The sequence below is a fragment of the Sphingomonas sp. Leaf339 genome (assembly GCF_001426195.1).
Lineage (GTDB): Bacteria > Pseudomonadota > Alphaproteobacteria > Sphingomonadales > Sphingomonadaceae > Sphingomonas.
Genome location: NZ_LMRS01000001.1, coordinates 418,892 through 438,230 on the forward strand (window position 1 = coordinate 418,892; position 19,339 = coordinate 438,230).

The following is a 19,339-nucleotide window of genomic DNA, read 5'->3' on the forward strand; positions in this document are numbered from 1 at the left end:
CGCTTTTTTTTAGGCGTCGTGCGGTGGGGGGTGCAGGAGCACCGGGCCTCTATGGCTGAAGGGCAAAAGCCATGCCGATTGCGGTATTTCCGCTCAGCGCTGCTTCTTCGTCGTTGTGGCGGTGAAGTCGGGATCCTTGTTCGCTACCCAATCCACGAACTTGCGCACGGCGGGGTTGGCCAACAGGGCCTCTACGTCCATCGCGTGGCGTTGCAGTTCGGAATTGGTGAAGTTCGCGGTCAGCGTCTGTTGGCAGATAGGATGCATGGGAACGACATCGCGACCGCCCCGACTCTTGGGGACGGGATGATGCCAGACGATGGTCTTGCCGGTCGGACGGCCGCATAGCCAGCAAGATACGACCGGTGCCGGTGCTTCGTCTGCGGGTTGCACGTCCTCATAGGGACCGTGTTTCGAATGTTTGCGAGCCATGACGTTGCCTAAAACAATTTATGATCTCTCCATTAGCGATCCAGCGCCATCCGCGCCATTCGCCGCTTGGCAGATCGCGGACGACCCGGGTATACCGGTCGGTAGTTAATACGGGCCCTGCGAACCATCCGGTATCGCCGGCGCATCAGGAGATGGCGATGCCAATACTCGTCAACGGTTCTGCGGTCGCGCTGCCCGATGACCCCCGTGTCTCGCTGCTCGATCTGCTGCGCGAGGGACTGCATCTTTCCGGCACGAAGAAGGGCTGCAACCAAGGCGCTTGCGGAGCCTGCACCGTCCTGATTGATGGTGAGCGTATCCTTTCCTGCCTGGCACTGGCGGTGCAATATGAGGGGCGCCAAGTCACCACCATCGAGGGGCTAACGGATGGCGATGCTCTGCACCCGTTGCAGCAGGCGTTCATCGATCATGACGGCTTCCAGTGCGGATACTGCACGCCCGGCCAAATCTGCTCCGCGATCGGTATGGCGGCCGAGGCGAAGCGCGGCGTGCCGAGCAATGTCAGCGCCGATCTCTCCGCCGATATCAGACTAACGCGCGAGGAGCTGCAAGAGCGGATGAGCGGCAATCTCTGTCGATGCGGCGCGCATAACGGGATCATCGACGCGATCCGGGACACGGTCGCGGCGGAGATGGCGGCGTGACCCCGTTCTCCTATGCACGGGCGGGCAACGCCGCAGAAGCGCTGCATCTCGGACGCGGCGGCACGGCAGCCTATCTGGGCGGCGGCACCAATCTGGTCGACCTGATGCGCGAAACGATCGCGAAGCCTGACAAGCTGATCGACGTCACCGGATTATCCGACGCGATCACCGAAACCCCAGATGGAGGTCTGCTGATCGGAGCGGCTGTCCGCAATACCGCGCTGGCCGAGCATCCAGCGGTGCGGACGCGCTATCCCATGCTGTCGCGCGCGATCCTGGCGGGGGCGTCGGCGCAGATTCGCAACATGGCGACGGTCGGCGGCAATCTACTCCAGCGGACGCGCTGCACCTATTTTTACGACACGGATGGATCGCGGTGTAACAAGCGCGCGCCAGGATCGGGTTGCGATGCGGTCGGCGGATTTACCCGCATCCACGCTATCCTCGGGGCATCGTCGGCGTGCGTGGCGACGCATCCGTCGGACATGTGTGTGGCGCTCGCAGCGCTGGATGCGGTAGTCCATGTCGAGGGCCCGGGCGGCGCGCGTACTCTCGCGTTCGGCGACCTGCACCGACTGCCGGGCGATCGGCCAGAGCTCGATACGGTTCTGGACGCGAGCGAGTTGATAACCGCGATTGAACTGCCGCCGTTGCCATTCGCCGCATCGTCGACCTATCGAAAGGTCCGTGACCGGGCGAGTTACGCCTTCGCACTGATCTCTGTCGCCGCCGCGATCGATGTGGTCGGTGGGGAGATCAGAGACGTCCGTCTCGCGCTGGGCGGCGTCGCGCACAAGCCATGGCGCGCTACGACCGCGGAGTCGCTGTTGCGGGGTCGACCGGCGACCGAGGCGACGTTCCGCGATGCGGCGATCGCCGAACTGGCCGACGCCAGGCCATTGCGCGACAATGGGTTCAAGATCGAACTCGCCAAACGCACGATCGTCGCCGTTCTCGGCGACCTGTCGGGAGCCACTGCATGAGCATTCTCGATACCGCCAAGGAAGCCGCACAGGGTCTGGTGCAGGGCGCAATGGCCAAACTGGTGCCGCTGGCGCCCGACAGCTGGATCCCAGGTGGCGTGCCCGACCCGTTGATCGCGCGGAAGCACGGGCTGATCGGTACGTCGGTGCCCCGACTCGACGGACCGCTGAAGGTGAAGGGCGCGGCACGGTTCGCCGCCGAATTCGCGCTCGACGACATGGTCTATGCCGCACTTGCCTTCGCGACGATCCCGCGCGGACGGATTGCCACGCTCGATGTGGCGGCGGCCGAGGCGGCGTCCGGCGTCGTGGCGGTGATGACGCACCGAAATGCGCCGCGGATGAAGCAGCCCGCCGTGTTCGGATCATCACCGACCGCCGCCGGTCCCGCCGACCTGCCAATCATGCAGGACGACCGTATCCATTGGAACGGACAGCCGATCGCGGTGGTGCTGGCAGAAACGCAGGAGCAGGCGGATCATGCCGTTTCGCTGATCGTCGCGACTTATGAAGTCGAGGAAGCTGTAACGTCGTTCGCCGCGGCCAAGGAGAAGGGCGCGGCGCCGGCGTCCTTCATGGGGCAGCCGTTGGTGAACGAGATCGGCGATGCCGATGCGATGCTGGCGGCGGCGCCGCACAAGGTGGATCACGTCTATCGCACCCCCCGGCACAATCACAACGCGATCGAACCGCATGCCGCGACGATCGCCTGGGTCGGCGGCGATCTGGTCGTCCACGATGCCAGCCAGCTGGTGTCGATGGAAGCAGCAACGATCGCTGGTGTGTTCGACCTGAACGTGGAGCAGGTCCGCGTGACCTCCCCCTATGTCGGGGGGGGCTTCGGTGGCAAATGCCTTTGGGATCACCAGATACTGGGCGCGGCGGCGGCGAAGCTGGCGGGGCGCCCGGTGCGGATCGCGCTGACCCGTGAGGGGGTGTATCGTGGGGTTGGCGGGCGCACGCTGACCGAACAGCGGGTCGCCATCGGTGCGGCGGCCGACGGGCATTTCCAGGCGCTGATCCACGCCGGCACGACGGCGACGACCCCGCACAACAACATGCCCGAACCGTTCATACTCGGCACGCGAGCCGGCTATGCGGCGGACAGTATCAAGCTGTCGGTCGATGTCGTGCGGATGAACATGCTCGCCAACACGTTCATGCGCGCGCCCGGCGAATCGGTCGGCACGTTCGCGCTGGAATCTGCAATCGACGAACTCGCGGTCGATCTCGGCATTGATCCGATCGAACTGCGCATTTGCAACGAGCCGGATGTTGACCCAACCTCGGGCCTGCCCTTTTCGGCGCGGCATATCGTCGAGGCATGGAGGGCGGGCGCCGAGAAATTCGGCTGGGACAAGCGCGAACTGCCGGGCGCACAGCGCGAGGGCGAATGGCTGATCGGCATGGGTTGCGCGACCGGCACCTATCCCTATTACCGGATGCCGGGCGCGGCCGCACGGATCACACTGGACCGGGCCGGCACCGCGCTGGTCGAGGTGGCGGCCCATGAAATGGGCATGGGGACATCGACAACGACCACGATGGTCGCCGCCGATCGGCTCGGCTTGCCGTTGGAGGCGGTCGAGGTGCGCTATGGCGATTCGATCATCCCCGGCGCGATTCTGGCCGGTGGATCGCAACAGACGGCCGCGATCGGCGCGGCGGTGATCGCAGCGCACAACGCACTTGTCGCCGAATTGCTGAAACTCGCGGGCAATGATTCGCCACTGGCAGGGCTGTCACCCGATGAGGTCGGCAGCGAGGATGGCGGGCTGGCCAAACTGGACGATCCGGCTCGACGCGAAAGCTATGCGTCCATCCTTCAACGGGCACAGCGCGATCAAGTCAGCGTATCGGCGGAAGGTTCAATGCCGCTGGAGCTGATGCACTGGTCGATGCACTCGCACAGCGCGATCTTCTGCGAGGTGCGCGTCAACGCCGTGACCCGCGAAATTCGGGTCAGCCGCTTCCTCGGCTCGTTCGATTGTGGCCGCATCCTCAACCCGAAGACCGCGCGCAGCCAGTTCCGGGGCGGGATGATTATGGGCCTTGGCCTTGCCCTGATGGAGGAAACCGAGTTTGACGAGCGCAACGGCCGGATCATGAACCCCAGCCTCGCCGAATATCACATGCCGGTGCATCTCGACGTGCCGGAGATCGAGGTGATCTGGACCGATATCGCCGATCCGCACACGCCGATGGGCGCGCACGGGGTGGGCGAGATCGGCATCACCGGCGTGGCGGCGGCCGTGGCGAATGCGGTCTACAACGCGACCGGCACGCGCGTCCGCGACCTGCCGATTACGCTGGACAAGCTGCTGGTGTAGCGCGGCGGCGGGCCGTTCGCTCGTATCGTTATCCCGCGGGCGCCACGCGGCGGATGGTCAGGATGCGGACGGGCGGCTTCAGCATCTGGCCCTTCATCGGGCCATCGCCGGCGTTGGGATCGGTCGGCGCGGACCAGATGCGTCGCACGACGTCCATCCCCTCGACGATCCGGCCGAACACCGCATAGCCGACATCGTCGCCCGGACCATCCGGCTTGGCGTCCAGCCCGGTCATGTCGCCGATCGTGATCGACCAGTCGCCCTGTGCTGTGCCGGGTTCCCGCCGCGCCATTGATAACACGCCCTCGACATGGCTGAGGCCGCTCTTACTGGTCGGTTCATGCGCGATCGGTGGATAGACCTTTTTCGCATCATGCTGCCCCGCCTGAATGATGCCGGCATTCCACGGCAGCTTCATCGACCGGAAGAACGTGATGCCATCGAACCGCCTGGCATCGACGTAGCGCAGGAAGTTGGCCGTCGAGATGGGCGCGCGCACGGCGTCCAGTTCGGCGACGATCGGTCCGTCGGCGGTCGTGATGGTCACGCGCACCGGCGTCGGCACGGCGGCCGGTTGCTGCGCGAAGGCGGCAAGCGGCGTCAGGGTCACGAAAAGGGCGAGAAGCGGGCGGATCATGACCGATACGATAACGGCGCGCCGACGATAGGCAACGGTCAGCATTCAGCGTGTCCAGATCAGTTTGGCATTGGCAAACTCGCGCACACCGAACCATGACAATTCGCGGCCATAGCCAGATCGCTTGATGCCCCCGATCGGCACGCGGGGGTCGGAGGCGGAGATGCCGTTGACGAACACCGCGCCCGCGTCGATCCGGCGGGCGAGCTTGTCGGCGCGGGTGGCATCGCCTGACCAAAGCGCGGCGGACAGGCCGTATTCTGTCGCATTGGCCAGCGCGATCGCGTGGTCGGCATCGTTGGTGGTCATGATCGCCGCGACCGGACCGAACAATTCGTTGCATCCTGCCGCCACCGTCGGCGTCACATCGGCAAGGATGGTGGGCGCATAGAAATTGCCGGGGCCGGGCAGGGGCTCGCCGCCGAGCAGCAGCCGCGCCCCCGCATCCACACTGGCAACGACATGCGCGTGGAGTTCGTCGCGGCCGCGCGCGCGGGCCAGCGGACCGATGAATGTCGCGTCGTCCATCGGATCGCCGACCACCAACCGACGGGTCGCGGCGACGAAGCGTTCGGTAAATGCCGCCAGCACGGGTGCCTCGACGATCAGCCGCTTGGCCGCGATACAGACCTGCCCGGCGTTCGCGAAGCGAGACGTTATCGCCGCCGCGACCGCCGCATCCAGATCGGCATCGGCCAGCACGATAAACGGATCGACGCCGCCCAGTTCAAGCACCGACTTTTTCAGATGCCGGCCTGCCTCTGCCGCGATCGCTGCGCCCGCTGCCGGACCGGCGGTGACGGTGACAGCGGCGATGCGCGGATCGCCGACCACGCCGATGCTGGCCTCCTGCGTAATAGCGACATTGGTGAACGCGCCGACGGGCATACCCGCCGCCACCGCCGTGTCCGCCAGCAGCGCCGCGCATCCCTGGACATTGTCGGCATGTTTCAGGACAAAACCATTGCCGGCCAGCATGATCGGCACCGCCGCGCGCAACGCCTGCCAGATCGGGAAATTCCACGGCATGACCGCGAATACGATGCCGATCGATTGCCAGCAGACGACCGCCTGACCATCGTCGGCGACGGGCAGCGGCTCGTCGGCCAGCAGGGCGGGGCCGTTGGCGGCATACCAGTCGCATAGGCCGGCGCATTTCTCGACCTCGGCACGAGCTTGAGCGATCGGCTTGCCCATCTCGGCAGTTATCAACCGCGCCAAGCGATCGGCGCGATCTCGCAAGACGGCGCCGAGTGCGGCCAGCGTGGCGGCACGATCGGCCAGCGGCCTATCCCGCCATGCCATCCATCCGGCATGGGCGGTGTCGAGCGCCTTATCGAGCGCATTGGCATCCAGCATGGTATGGCGAGCGATGACCTCGCCGGTGGCGGGGTTGATCGATTCGACGAAATCACGGCTCATTGTGGAAACCTCACGATCTGGCGCACTGCGGTGCCGGCGTGTAGCGCATCGAAACCCTCGTTGATCCGGTCGAGCGTCAGATAACCGCTGACTAGCCGGTCGACGGGCAGTCGCCCGGCCCGGTACAACGCCACGTATCGCGGAATGTCGCGGGTGGGTACGCAGGTTCCGATATAGCTGCCTTTCAGCGTCCGCTCTTCCGCGACCAGCGCGACGACGTTGATGGGCAGTGTGGCATCGGGTGGTGGCAGGCCGGCGGTAACAGTGGTGCCGCCCCGCCGCGTCATCGCCACCGCACTCTCCAGCGCGCGGATCGCGCCGGCCATTTCCAGTACCACGTCGCAGCCGCCGTCGGTCAACGCCCGAACTTCGGCCGCGGCTTCCGCCCCGGCGAGAACGGTGGCCGTCGCACCCAGGTCGCGGGCGAGGGCCAGCTTGTCGGGCGATAGATCGACCGCGATCACCTGTGCCGCACCCGCCGCGATCGCGCCCAGCACCGCTGCCAGCCCGACGCCGCCCAGTCCGACCACCGCCACGGTCTGCCCGGCCTGCACCTTCGCGGTATTCACGACCGCGCCGACACCGGTCAGCACAGCACATCCGAACAGCGCCGCGTCTTCCAGCGGCAGGTCGCGATCGACCTTCACCAGCGAGCGCCGCGAGACGACGGCATGGCTGGCGAAGGCGGAACAGCCGAGATGATGATGGACCGTCGTCTCACCGTCATGCAGGCGCCGCCCGCCGCCCAGCAAGGTGCCCGCGCCGTTCGCCGCCGCGCCGGGCTCGCACAGCGCCGGCCGCCCCTCCGCGCACGGCAGGCAATGACCGCAACTGGGCATGAAGACCATCACGACGTGGTCGCCAACCGCCAGATCGTCGACATCCCGGCCGAGCACCTCGACGACGCCCGCCGCCTCATGCCCCAGCGCCATCGGCACTGGGCGGTCCCGGTCGCCGCTGATGACCGACAGGTCGGAATGGCACAGCCCGGCGGCGGCGATGCGGACCAGCACCTCGCCTTTGCCCGGCGGATCGAGGTCTAGCGTCTCGATGACCAGCGGGCGGCTATCCACATAGGGACGTGACGCGCCACGATGGCGCAGGACGGCGGCCTCGATCTTCATCGGCATTCCTCTCCATTCGGCGCTTTCGTGCCCGTCGCTCGCCATGCTAGCCGATGATCGGCAAACGGAGAAACCATGGCGCGGGATGCATTACGGGCACGCGACGCGTATCGCTGGTGGCAGCCGATCGTGACGCGGTGGAGCGACAACGACGCTTATGGTCACGTTAACAACGCGGTCTATTACCACTGGTTCGACACGGCGGTGAACGGTTGGCTGATCGAGGCGGGGTTGCTCGACGTGGCGGCGGGCGATCCGATCGGCCTCGTCGTCGAAACGAGCTGCCGCTACGCCCGCTCCGTCACTTATCCGGAGCCCGTCGAGATTGGGCTGGCGCTGGAGCGGCTGGGCGGTTCCAGCGTCACCTATTATCTCGGCGTGTTCACGGCCGGTGACGACCAAGCGGCAGCGGAGGCTCAGTTCACGCATGTCTATGTCGGGCGCGACAGCCGCCGCCCTGTGCCGCTCCCGGCCGCATGGCGGGAACGGCTGATGACGCTCGGTTGAGCAGATCTTAGAAAGCAGGGAGGACTGCGCCCTTATACGTCGTCTCAATGTACTGCTTGACCGCCGGGCTGCGGAGAGCGGCGACCAGTTTCACGACGCGGGGGTCGGTCGCCGCGCCAGGACGTCCGACGACGTAATTGACGTAGGGAGAGTCCTTGTCCTCGATCGCCAACGCATCGCGCACCGGATTCAGCTTCGCATCGAGCGCATAGTTGGTGTTGATGAGCGCCAGATCGACCTCACCCAGCACGCGCGGCAAGGTGGCGGCTTCCAGTTCACGGAATTGCAGGTTCTTCGGGTTGGCGGTGATATCGCGCAGGGACGACAGCGGGTTCGCCGGGTCCTTCAATCGGATCAGCCCGGCCTTTTGCAGCAGCAACAGCGCACGACCGCCGTTACTCGGCTCGTTGGGGATCGCGACGCTGGCGCCGTTCGGCACGGTAGCGATCGTCTTCCACTTGCGTGAATAGGCGCCCAGCGGCTCGACATGGATGCCCGCAATCGGCACAAGTTTCGTGCCGCGCGAGGCTGTGAAGTCGTCCAGATAGGGCTTCGTCTCGAAATAATTCACGTCGATCTGGCCCTGATCGACCTGCATGTTGGGCTGCACATAATCGTTGAACACGCGGATATCGAGCGTCAGACCCTCCTTAGCCAACACCGGCTTCACCTGCTCCAATATCTCGGCGTGCGGCACCGCGGTTGCGGCCACCGACAGGTGGTTGGCGTCGGATTTTGCGTCACCGCCACCGCAGGCGGCCAGCAACAGCGCGGGGGCGAGGCTCAGGAGGAAGCGGCGGTCGATCATGGGATACCTCTAACGGTGGTCGACCCGGCGTGCGAGCCAGTCGCCGCCGAGCTGGATGATCTGGACGAGCAGCACCATCAACGCGACAGTGACTAGCATCACATCGGTCTGAAACCGCTGATAGCCGTAACGGATGGCGAGATCGCCGAGCCCGCCCGCGCCAACGACACCGGCCATCGCGGTGAACGACACCAGCGCCACCGCTGTAACGGTGGCGCCCGACACCAGACCCGGCAACGCTTCCGGCAACAGCGCCTTCGTCACGATCTGCCATCGGCTGGCGCCCATCGCCTGCGTTGCCTCGATCGTTGCGCGCGGTACGTCGCGCAGCGCCTGTTCGACCAGCCGCGCGTAGAATGGCGCAGCGCCAACGACCAGTGGCGGGATCGCCCCCGCCACGCCCAACGATGTGCCGACGATGAGCAGCGTTAGCGGGATCATCACGATCAACAGGATGACGAACGGGATCGATCGCAGGACGTTCACGACGACGCCCAGCGTCCGATTGATCCAGCCGCTCTGAGCCAATTGCCCACGGTCGGTTAGGAACAGCAGCACGCCTAGCGGCACGCCGAGCAGGATCGTCAGCGCCAGCGAGGCACCGAGCATCACAAGCGTGTCGAGCGTCGCCTGCCCGATATCGCCCCATACGATGTTCGCGAACCAGCCCGTCATGCCGGCTCGCCCAACAGCGCGAGCGTCGCGGCATGGCCGGTCGTGCCGAATACCGCGTCGACCGGCCCGTGTTCGATCAGGCGGCCATGGTCGAGCACCGCAACCCGGTCGCAGATTTCACGAACCACCGACATCTCATGGGTGATAAGGACGATCGTCAGTCCCAGTTCGCGGTTGAGTTCGCCGAGCAGCGTCAGCACCGATCGCGTCGTTTCCGGATCGAGCGCGCTGGTTGCCTCGTCGCACAGCAGGATATCGGGGCGGGTGGCGAGCGCACGGGCGATACCGACACGCTGGCGCTGACCGCCCGAAAGGCGGGCGGGATAGGCATCAGCCTTGTCCGTCAGCCCGACCCGGTCGAGCAGTTCGGTAACACGCACCTCGCGCTCGGTGCGGCCAATACCGGCCAGTTCCAGCGGCAGCGCGACGTTGCCCCCTACGGTGCGATTGGCGAGCAGTCCGAACGACTGGAAGATCATCCCCATCCGCCGACGCAACGCGGTTAGACCTGCACGGTCGAGCGAAGACAGCGCGACGCCATCGATGCTTACATCTCCTCCGCTCGGCTGTTCCAGACCATTGATGATCCTGAGCAGCGTCGATTTTCCCGCGCCCGACCGCCCGATCACCCCGAACACCGCCCCGCGCGGAATATCAAGCGACACGCCATCCAACGCGGCGGTGCCGTCGGGGAACCGCTTGGATACGCGATCGATCGCGATCATGCGGTGCCCATCACCTGCACCGCGAAACGCTCCATCTCCTCATGCTGAGGGCTCATCTGGAGCAGCAACAGGTCGAGTCCGGCGGCCTCGTATTCGGCGATGCGCTCCTTCAACTGCTCGGGCGTGCCGACCAGATTTGGGCGCAGGCCGCGGTTGGAGACTGAATATTCCTGCAGCTTCAATTCGCGTTCCAGCTGCGTGCCCGACAGCCACTGGTCGTAATTGGCGAACCCGGGGGGCAGGTCGATGACGGTGGTTATCCGCTCCAGCTCGCGCTGCGCCTCCGCCTCGCTGTCGCGGACGATGGCATAGGCGGCCATGCCGAACTGCATCGGCGCGCTGCCTGTCGCTTCGCGCCTTGCCGCCATATCGGCGATCTTTGGCGCGATCGCGCTGACCGGATCGCCGTGCATGACATAGGCGTCGCACTGTGCGGCGATCATTGTCTTCGCCTTCTCGCTTTCACCGCCCGCGTAGACGGTAGGGCGCTTGACCGGCTTGGGCGCGCAGATCGCTTCCTGCGTATGATAGAATTGACCATCGAAGCTGAACCGATCCTTGGTCCATAGCCCATCGACCACGGTTAGCCATTCCTGCGTGCGGGCATAGCGATCGTCGTGCTGGTCGAATTGCAGGCCATATTGCGTCGCCTCGTCCGCCCACCAGCTCGACACGACGTTCAGCGCCAGCCGGCCGCCGGCGATGCGATCGATATTGGCGGCCGCCTTGGCGAACAGCGCCGGGTGATGGAAATTGGGCCGGACCGCGACCATCAGCTCAAGTCGCTCCGTCACCGCCGCCATCGCTGCCGCGGTCGACCAGGCATCCAGCGCGGGCTGGTCGATGCCCTTGATGTCGTTCAGGTTCAGCTCGGCGATCAGCGTCAGGTCGTAACCCCAGCGTTCCGCGTCCTGCGTTAGCCGCTTCGTATAGTCCCAGCTGGCGTCCATCCCCTCGTCCGGGACATTGCGCAGCCAGCCGCCGAACACCGGCGTCCAATATCCATACCGCATCAGCGTGCCTTCTCGATCTGTTCGACCAGATAATCGACGAGGCGCTCATGCGGGTCCCAGCCCAGCACGTCGAGCGGCCGTGCGACGAAATTCGACAGCGCATTAATGTCATAGAAGCGCGGTACACCATCGCGGTCGTCGATCATCACCTCGACCCCGCCAACGTCGAGATCGACCGCGTCGGCGATCCGCTCCGCCGCGGTGCTCAACTCGCTGGTCGGATCGACCGCCGTCATACGGATGCCCAATCCCGGCACCACACATGCGTCTGCCGGGCACAGGTCGAACGCGCCGCCGCCCGCGACCTCGATCGCATAGAGCAGACGGCGGTCGAGCGTCTCGATCCGAGTGATGATGCCGTCACGGGCGGGGACGTAATCCTGCACGAGCAACACGCCGTCGACACTGATCGGCAAGCTACCATCGGCCACGGCGGCACGCAGCTCGTCGAGGCTCTCGAATTTGACGATACCGGCACCGGAGCCGCCGATATTGGCCTTCACCACCAACGGGAAGGGCAGGGTCCGCGCCGCCTCGACCACATCGGCCGCACGGTGGACGACCCGCGTATCGGGAATGGCGAGGCCCAGTGAGGCGATCAGCGACAATTGCCGGGCCTTGGACGCATCGATCGCCAACACATCGGCGCCGTTGATGACGCGCGCGCCAGACCGCCGCCAATGATCGAGCAACGCCATCGCGTGGAAGATGGGATGCTCGTCCGACCGCAGGAAGCTCGACATGGCGATCCGGTTGAACACCACGCGTGCCGGCGGCATCGGATCGGCCGGGTTCCAGTCCCCATCGGGCGAGCATTTGGCGACATCGATCCCGCGCTTCTCCAGTGCGGCAAAAAGTGGCGCGAACCAGAGCGGGTGTTCGTAGAGGACGGCGAGATCGGTCATGAGGCCTCGAATGCTGAAGGCGGCTTTTGCCATTGTCGGATCGTCGCCACTACCGGCCAAGCCCTTGTCGAAGGAAAAGCTTTGATTTCGCGTCCGGGGAGCTGCTCCGGCCGTAAACGCCGGTTGCAAGCCTCCGATCGATCCTGCAAATCGCAAGCATGTCTTGCCTGTCGACAGTCAAGGGAGCAATTGATCGGGGTTGGAAAGGCTGCTCTATCGCCGTCGGTGCGCAGCGATATGGAGCATCATTGGAAAGATAGCGGAGATTGGACGACGCCTGTCGAAAATTTTGGAGCCGACACCGCCCAAGGGCTATCGAACGCCAGACATTGCACCACAGATCGGATCACGAACCGAAGAAAGCTCGCAATTACGGAATACTCTCCGTCTATTTTCCTGCCCAGCGGATCGCATTGACGAGAATGCGCCGATAGTTTGGATCGTCATATGCCGCGGGTTGATGGCCAAGCGCGGAATAAAAGATCCGTGCCTTCGATGAGGGATTGATCCAGATGACGGGGTGCATGCCCATCGCCAGTTTGGCACCCGGACGGTAGCTTGCTTCATCAATCCGCGCGAGCACGGTCATGCCGCGGGCTGCGGGGTTGGCGTCGAATGAATACCATTCATCGACGGGTGACCAGGGTAGTTTGACACCGGCCATGACAGGGTGATGCGGACGATCGACGACGATCCGGGCCGGCTGGAACTGATCTGCTCCACCCGGATGGCCGATGAATTTGGTGCCGATGACCGTGTCCTTATACCATGCCTCCTTATGACTGTCGTCGCCGGCGGCGTGCAGGGCCACGACGCCACCGCCCTTCGTCACGAAGCGCATGAACGCAGCCCGCTGATCCTGGGTTAGGAATTCACCGCTGGCGCTGTTGAGGACGACGACGTCAAAGTGCTGTAGCTGTTCATCGTTGAAGACAGCCGCGTTTTCGGTGACATAGCTCTGACGGCCCAAACCTCGGGCGATATCGGCGAGGACGGCGTTCGAGTGCGGGATATGCTCGATATGTCGCCAGCCGTTCGTCTTGGACACGATTAGCACCGCGTGCCGCAGTCCAGCGGGAATTACTGGGGCAACCACATCATAGGTGGCGGTCGGCAGATGAGGATTGGGTGCCGTTTGAGCCGTCGTCAGCAGGGCCGCCATCACCAGCATTTTGCGCATTATGCTATCTCCCACCGTAACATGGGACTGGCGATAGCGCACTGGGGCCATGGTTTCGATACCAAGCGGTCCGAAGCAGCTATCGCACGCCCCACGCGTTAAGGCAGTTCAGCATGGAGGAAGCTTGATGAAGCTCTATTACTCGCCGGGCGCTTGTAGTCTGGCCGATCACATCGCGTTGCATGAGGCGGGCCTCTCGTTCGAGCACGAGAAGGTCGATCTGAAGGCCAAGCGAACCGAAAGTGGCGCTGACTACACGGCGATCAATCCGAAGGGATATGTCCCGGCGCTAACGCTCGACAGCGGGGAGACGCTGAGCGAGAACATCGCGATCCTCGACTGGATCGCGCATCAGGATACGAAGCTGAAGCCCTCAGGCCCGATGGGGCACACTCATTTGCTGGAGGCGCTGGCGTATATCTCGACCGAGATACACAAAAGCTTCAAGCCCTTCTTCGCCGGTGCCGGTGACGACGAAAAGGCGAAGGCTGGCGAGACGATCCTGAAACGGATGGGATATCTCGCCGACACGATGGAAGGCGATTTCCTGTTCGGCGCCGATCTTAGCGTCGCCGACTGCTACCTTTTCGTCATGCTGCTCTGGGCGCGCAAGAATGGCCTAGACGTACCGCAGAAGTTGGTTGGCTATCGCGATCGACTGATGGAGCGGCCGTCCGTCAAGGCGGCGATGACTCATGAAGGTTTGATCTAACAGGGTGGACGCCGGTCTATCATCAGGCCGGCGTCACTTGTGTCGGCAGTATTTCGATCCCTGACCTTCAATAGATTGCGGTTATTGGTGGGAGCGATAGCCCTGTTTCGTTTCGGCTTTGAAATTCTTTGAACAGCTTGCCGCGAGAAACCGTGCCATCAGCCCCGTTTTCCTGAGCGCCGGCAGGTAAGCGCCGGATTCGCATGAGGCGCGACTGCGGTCGATATCGTCGCACTGCGCGATGCCCCCATCGACGTAGCGGGGGAGGACGAGGTCAAGTCGCTGACGGTCACGCGCCGGCAAACCTGTTCTGAAATCGTCCAGCAGTTGAAGCTGGTCGGCGGGAGATATTCTGACGACATCCGACGTGCTGCAACTTGTCGTTCTGCCGGCCGCCGATTGTACTGCGGGCGCAGCAGCAGCGGATGCCGCGAGCATCGCGAACCATGCAAACCACATCGGTAATCTCCATCGAAGCCCCGAAGCGCCATGATGATAGATCGGTCGGTGCAACATTGCCCAATGACAATGTCGTCACCCCAATCCCCGATTACCGCGCGCTGACTTGCCCAACCGCCACCGTCTGCCATCCACCGCCGAGGGATCGGAACACATCGACCTGCGCATCCGCGATCCGCGCATCGGCCACCGCCAGATCGGCATCCGCGTCGGCAAATGTTCGTTCCGCATCCAGCACGATCAGGAAGTCTATCTGCCCTTCGCGCTGGCGAGCGCGGGTGATGCGGGCGGCGGTGGCGGCGTTGTCGTGCGCCGATTGCAATCGCATGCGACGATCTAGTTCGCGGGCATAGTTCGACAGCGCCGTTTCGGTTTCCTCCAGCGCATTCAGGACACTGCCATCAAAGCTGGCCAGGGCGCCCCGCGTATCCGCCTCCGCGCCGGCGATCCGTGCACGCGCCGCCGACTGGTTCAGCGACCAGTTCAGTAGCGGCCCCAGCAGCCAGCGGATCGGCCCGCCGGTAAAGATGTCTCCCATGCTCAGCGCGGTCGAACCAATCGAGCCGCCCAGCGAGATCTGCGGATAGAGCTGCGACGTCTGCACCCCGATCCGGGCCGTCGATGCCGCCAGCCGGCGCTCGGCGGCGCGCACGTCCGGGCGACGCGCCAAAAACGCAGCGCCGTCACCGACCGGAATCGGCTGGACCAGCCGAGGCGTCGTGGTTCGCGCACCGACGGCGGCCGGCAATTCTTGCGGCGTCCGCCCGGTCAGTGTCGCCAGCCGGAACAACGCCGCCTGCCGTTCCGCCGCGATCTGCGGCACCAGCGCGGCGCGTTGATCGCGCAGCGCGGCGATCCGCACCTCGTCCAGTTTTGCGGCGCGACCAGCCTCAACCCGCTTGCCGGTCAGTGTGGTGGATTTCGCCAGCAGATCGACGATCCGCTCCGCCACCGCCAGCCGTTCGGCCGACGACGCGGCATCGACATAGGCGCGGGTAGTGGCCGCCACGATCGATACACGCACCGCATCGGCATCCGCCTGCGCAGCGCCGACGTCACCGCGCGCCGCCTCGACATTGCGGCGGACGCGACCGGCCAGATCGACCTCGTAACTGACGTCCAGTCCGACGTCGTAGGTCGCTCGTTCGCGGTCGAAGCCGGGCAGGTTCTGGAGCTGCGATGTGCGCGCATAATTGCCGCTCGCGCCCGCATCCACCTGTGGTTGGCGATCGGCCTTCGCGCCCCTTAGCGATGCTCGCGCGCTGTCCAGCCGCGCCACCGCGACGCGCAGGTCGGTGTTCGCGGCCAGCGCATCGGCGACGAGGCCGTCGAGCACCGGATCGCGGTACATCCGCCACCAATCATCGTCGACTGGTGCCGTGGCGGTCGTGGCGGCATTGGCCGTGGCGAAGGCCGCCGCCGCGGTGGGTGGGGTGATCGGCGCAATATAATCGGGGCCGGCGGCGCAGGCGGCCAGCGTCAACGCCGACAGGGTGGCAAGAAGCAATGACTTCATGATCGTTCCTTATTCGGCTGGCTGGAGCGTGGGGGCGGGGGCCGGGCGGCGACGCTCGAACCGCTTCGCCATCCCGCGCGCCACCACATAGAACGTAGGAGTGAAGAGCAGACCGAACCCGGTCACGCCGATCATCCCGAAGAACACCGCCGTCCCCAGCGCCTGCCGCAATTCGGCACCTGCGCCCGTCGCGATCACCAGCGGCACCGCGCCCAGGATGAACGCGAAACTGGTCATCAGGATCGGGCGCAACCGGTCCTTCGCGGCGCGCACCGCCGCCTCTGCCGAGGACAGGCCGTCCTGTTCCTCTGCCTGCTTGGCGAATTCGACCACCAGGATCGCGTTCTTGGCGGCCAGCGCAATCAGCACGACGAGGCCGATCTGGGTCAGGACGTTGTTGTCCATTCCCCGCAGGTTCACGCCGGTCATCGCCGCCAACAGACACATCGGCACGATCAGGATGATCGCCAGCGGCAGCGTCAGGCTTTCATATTGCGCGGCCAGCACCAGTAAGACGAACAGCACCGCCATGCCGAACACCAATGCCGCCGTGCTGCCCGCCGCCTTTTGCTGATACGCTATGCCTGTCCACTCATGGGCATATCCGGTCGGCAGCGCGGTATCGGCCAACTTCTCCATCGCAATTAGCGACTGGCCGGACGAGAAACCGGGCGCGGTATCGCCATCGACCTCGACCGCCGGGAACAGATTATATCGCACGACGCGATACGGCCCGGTTTTGTCGCGGAAGGTCGACATCGATCCCACCGGCACCATCTGCCCGGAATTGGACCGGGTCTTCAGATTCGCGATATCGGCGGTCGTGTTGCGGAACGGCGCATCGGCCTGTGCGGTGACGCGATAGGTGCGGCCCAGCAGGTTGAAGTCGTTGACGAACGCCGACCCGAGATAGACCTGCAACGCCTCGAACACCCGTTCTGGTGGTACGCCCAACATGTTGGCCTTCGCGCGATCCACATCGGCAAAGATGCGCGGCGTGGCGGTGTCGAAGAAGGTATAGACCTGCGCCAGTCCCTTGGTCTGGTTCGCCTTGCCGATCAGATCGTAGCTGGTCTTGCCCAGGTCGCCATAACCATGGCCGCCCTGATCCTGCACCATCAGCCGGTATCCGCCTGCCGATCCGATACCCTGGATAAGTGGTGGCGGCACGATCAGCAACCGGGCCTCGGTGATGTCGCCCGTCACCTTGCGTGCTTCCGCCATAATCCCGGCGAAGGTGACGCCCAACTCCTTGCGCTCTTCAAAACTCTTCAGCGGGATGTACGCGGCGGCACTATTCGGTGCGAGCGTCTGCGATGGGCCGTCGAAGCCCGCCAGCATCACCGCGCCCTTCACGCCGGCCAGCGGCAGGATGCGCTTGGCGACCTTTTGCATCACCGCATCCGTCCGTTCGACCGAAGAGCCGGGTGGCAATTGGATGACGGTCAGGAAATATCCCTGATCCTGCGCTGGTACGAAGCCGGTCGGTGTCACCATGAACACGCCCGCTGTCACCGCGATCAACGCGGCATAGGCGATCATCATCCGCTTCGGCGCCGATACCAGCCGCTGGGTCAGCCGCGCATAGCTGTCGCTCATCCGCTCGAACCCGCGATTGAAGCTGTCTCCCGCGCGCCGGACCAGCCGGGTCACGCGGTTACCCGTATCCGCCGGCTCGGTCGGCTTCAGCAACAGTGCCGCGAGCGCCGGCGATAACGTCAGCGACAACACGAGCGAGATTATCGTCGCGGTCGAGATCGTGACGGCGAACTGGCGATAGAAGGCACCCGATAGGCCAGTCAGGAACACCGTCGGAATGAACACCGCGCACAGCACCAGCACGATCGCGACCAGCGCGCCCGACACTTCGTCCATCGATGTTCGCGCCGCCTCCAGCGGTGACAGGCCGTGTTCCAGATTGCGTTCGACATTCTCGACCACGACGATCGCGTCGTCGACGACGATACCGATCGCCAGCACCAGTCCGAACAGCGAAAGGTTGTTGAGCGAATATCCGAATGCCGCCAGCACCGCGAACGTGCCGATCAGCGATACCGGGATCGCCACGATCGGGATGATCGCGGCCCGCCACTTCTGCAGGAAGACCAGGATCACCAGCACGACGAGGATCATCGCCTCGACCAGCGTATGCTTCACCGCGTCGATCGACTGGGCGATGAATTCGGTGGGGTTATAGATGACGCGGTATTCCAACCCCTTGGGAAAGCGCTTGGACATGCTTTCCATCTCGGCAGACACTGCCTTCGCGGCGCCCAGCGCGTTTGATCCAGGACGCTGGAAGACGGCGGCGATGACGGTCGGCTGACCGCTCAGATAGGTGTTCGCGCCATAATCCTGCGCGCCGAGTTCGACGCGGGCGACATCCGACACGCGGACCTGACGCCCTGCCGCATCGGTACGGATCACGACATCGGCGAACTGCTTGGGATCGGTCAGCCGACCTTGCGTCTCGACGTTCAACTGGAACGCGCTCGATTTGCCATAGGGGGGCTGGCCCAGCGTACCTGCGGCGACCTGCACGTTCTGCGCGCGCAGCGCCGCGACGATCTCGCCCGCTGTCAGATCCAACGCAGCGGCACGGCCGGGATCGATCCACACGCGCATCGAATAATCGCGCGCACCGAACAGTTGCACGTCGCCGACGCCGTCGATTCGGCTCAATCGGTCGCGGACCTGCGTCAGCGCGTAGTTAGAGATGTAACCGCGATCGAGCGATCCGTCGGGCGACACCAGGTTCACGACCATCAGGAAGTCCGGCGACGTCTTGCGCGTCACGACGCCCAAGCGCTGCACGTCCTCCGGCAGGCGCGGCACGGCGACCGCGACGCGGTTCTGCACCAGCACCTGCGCGGCATCCAGATCGGTACCGATCTTGAAGGTAACGGTTATCGTCACCTTGCCGTCCCCGGTCGATTGCGACGACTGGTACAGCATGTTGTCGACGCCGTTGATTTCCTGTTCGATCGGCGCGGCGACGGTTTCGGCCACCGTCTCGGCAGATGCACCGGGATACACGGCGCTGACGGTGACGGTCGGCGGTACGATGTCGGGATATTGCGACACGGGCAGCGCCAGGTACGCGATCGCGCCGACGATGGTGATGATGACCGCGATCACGCCCGCAAAGATCGGCCGGGTAATGAAGAAGCGCGAAAAGCGCATGGGTTTTTCCTCGGTAGAGAGGGCGCGACCCGCCGTTCCGTCCCCCGGCGGAAACCGGGAACA

Annotated in this window: 18 protein-coding genes; 5 read left to right on the forward strand and 13 right to left on the reverse strand. The window is 64.7% G+C overall.

All coding sequences use genetic code 11. The annotated features are described in order from the left end of the window. Positions 1 to 93 precede the first annotated feature (93 nt). Positions 94 to 432, reverse strand: coding sequence for a hypothetical protein (locus ASG67_RS01965; RefSeq protein ID WP_056524507.1), 339 nt, complete (start codon positions 430 to 432; stop codon positions 94 to 96). 158 nt (positions 433 to 590) lie between these two features. Between ASG67_RS01965 and ASG67_RS01970 the strand changes: the two genes are divergently transcribed. The 3 genes from ASG67_RS01970 to ASG67_RS01980 are packed head-to-tail and all read left to right on the forward strand — an operon-like array spanning position 591 to position 4,410. Next, positions 591 to 1,097, forward strand: a complete 507-nt coding sequence (locus tag ASG67_RS01970) for a 2Fe-2S iron-sulfur cluster-binding protein (protein WP_082543306.1) — start codon at positions 591 to 593, stop codon at positions 1,095 to 1,097. Beyond that, entirely contained in the window at positions 1,094 to 2,080 is a 987-nt protein-coding gene (locus tag ASG67_RS01975; RefSeq protein ID WP_056524513.1) for an FAD binding domain-containing protein, read from the forward strand. Before ASG67_RS01970 ends, ASG67_RS01975 begins: the two co-directional genes overlap by 4 nt. Next, positions 2,077 to 4,410, forward strand: coding sequence for a xanthine dehydrogenase family protein molybdopterin-binding subunit (locus ASG67_RS01980; RefSeq protein WP_056524516.1), 2,334 nt, complete (start codon positions 2,077 to 2,079; stop codon positions 4,408 to 4,410). The genes ASG67_RS01975 and ASG67_RS01980 overlap by 4 nt, the downstream gene beginning before the upstream one ends. Positions 4,411 to 4,438: 28 nt before the next feature. Here ASG67_RS01980 and ASG67_RS01985 read toward each other — a convergent pair whose 3' ends face one another. From ASG67_RS01985 to ASG67_RS01995, 3 genes are read right to left on the reverse strand one after another with little or no spacing between them, the layout of a single operon-like run. Continuing rightward, positions 4,439 to 5,092: a peptidylprolyl isomerase gene (locus ASG67_RS01985; RefSeq protein ID WP_082543243.1), complete on the reverse strand. Its 654-nt coding sequence runs from the start codon at positions 5,090 to 5,092 to the stop codon at positions 4,439 to 4,441. Further along, positions 5,093 to 6,469, reverse strand: coding sequence for an aldehyde dehydrogenase family protein (locus tag ASG67_RS01990; protein ID WP_056524519.1), 1,377 nt, complete (start codon positions 6,467 to 6,469; stop codon positions 5,093 to 5,095). Then, positions 6,466 to 7,593 (reverse strand): zinc-dependent alcohol dehydrogenase family protein, encoded by a 1,128-nt coding sequence (locus tag ASG67_RS01995; protein WP_056526276.1) that lies wholly within the window; start codon positions 7,591 to 7,593, stop codon positions 6,466 to 6,468. The genes ASG67_RS01990 and ASG67_RS01995 overlap by 4 nt, the downstream gene beginning before the upstream one ends. 75 nt (positions 7,594 to 7,668) lie before the next feature. On the opposite strand from ASG67_RS01995, the gene ASG67_RS02000 reads away from it, so the two are divergent. Continuing rightward, entirely contained in the window at positions 7,669 to 8,100 is a 432-nt protein-coding gene (locus tag ASG67_RS02000; RefSeq protein WP_056524522.1) for an acyl-CoA thioesterase, read from the forward strand. Positions 8,101 to 8,107: 7 nt separating this feature from the next. On the opposite strand, the gene ASG67_RS02005 is transcribed toward ASG67_RS02000, so the two are convergent. From ASG67_RS02005 to ASG67_RS02030, 6 genes are all read right to left on the reverse strand, one after another. Further along, positions 8,108 to 8,908, reverse strand: coding sequence for a MetQ/NlpA family ABC transporter substrate-binding protein (locus tag ASG67_RS02005; protein WP_056524525.1), 801 nt, complete (start codon positions 8,906 to 8,908; stop codon positions 8,108 to 8,110). A gap of 9 nt (positions 8,909 to 8,917) precedes the next feature. After that, positions 8,918 to 9,583 (reverse strand): methionine ABC transporter permease, encoded by a 666-nt coding sequence (locus ASG67_RS02010; RefSeq protein WP_056524528.1) that lies wholly within the window; start codon positions 9,581 to 9,583, stop codon positions 8,918 to 8,920. Continuing rightward, entirely contained in the window at positions 9,580 to 10,308 is a 729-nt protein-coding gene (locus ASG67_RS02015; protein ID WP_056524531.1) for a methionine ABC transporter ATP-binding protein, read from the reverse strand. The genes ASG67_RS02010 and ASG67_RS02015 overlap by 4 nt, the downstream gene beginning before the upstream one ends. Then, positions 10,305 to 11,321, reverse strand: a complete 1,017-nt coding sequence (locus ASG67_RS02020) for an LLM class flavin-dependent oxidoreductase (protein WP_056524534.1) — start codon at positions 11,319 to 11,321, stop codon at positions 10,305 to 10,307. The genes ASG67_RS02015 and ASG67_RS02020 overlap by 4 nt, the downstream gene beginning before the upstream one ends. After that, positions 11,321 to 12,226: an ATP-grasp domain-containing protein gene (locus ASG67_RS02025; protein ID WP_056526279.1), complete on the reverse strand. Its 906-nt coding sequence runs from the start codon at positions 12,224 to 12,226 to the stop codon at positions 11,321 to 11,323. Before ASG67_RS02025 ends, ASG67_RS02020 begins: the two co-directional genes overlap by 1 nt. 388 nt (positions 12,227 to 12,614) lie before the next feature. Beyond that, positions 12,615 to 13,406: a ThuA domain-containing protein gene (locus ASG67_RS02030; protein ID WP_235535001.1), complete on the reverse strand. Its 792-nt coding sequence runs from the start codon at positions 13,404 to 13,406 to the stop codon at positions 12,615 to 12,617. Between the two features lie 127 nt (positions 13,407 to 13,533). On the opposite strand from ASG67_RS02030, the gene ASG67_RS02035 reads away from it, so the two are divergent. Beyond that, positions 13,534 to 14,118, forward strand: a complete 585-nt coding sequence (locus tag ASG67_RS02035) for a glutathione S-transferase N-terminal domain-containing protein (protein ID WP_056524537.1) — start codon at positions 13,534 to 13,536, stop codon at positions 14,116 to 14,118. 81 nt (positions 14,119 to 14,199) lie between these two features. On the opposite strand, the gene ASG67_RS02040 is transcribed toward ASG67_RS02035, so the two are convergent. From ASG67_RS02040 to ASG67_RS02050, 3 genes are all read right to left on the reverse strand, one after another. After that, positions 14,200 to 14,577 (reverse strand): hypothetical protein, encoded by a 378-nt coding sequence (locus ASG67_RS02040; RefSeq protein ID WP_056524540.1) that lies wholly within the window; start codon positions 14,575 to 14,577, stop codon positions 14,200 to 14,202. Between the two features lie 91 nt (positions 14,578 to 14,668). Beyond that, complete coding sequence (locus tag ASG67_RS02045; RefSeq protein ID WP_200940694.1) at positions 14,669 to 16,093, reverse strand: efflux transporter outer membrane subunit; 1,425 nt, start codon at positions 16,091 to 16,093, stop codon at positions 14,669 to 14,671. Positions 16,094 to 16,102: 9 nt separating this feature from the next. Next, complete coding sequence (locus ASG67_RS02050) at positions 16,103 to 19,276, reverse strand: efflux RND transporter permease subunit (protein WP_056524546.1); 3,174 nt, start codon at positions 19,274 to 19,276, stop codon at positions 16,103 to 16,105. Positions 19,277 to 19,339: the final 63 nt, after the last annotated feature.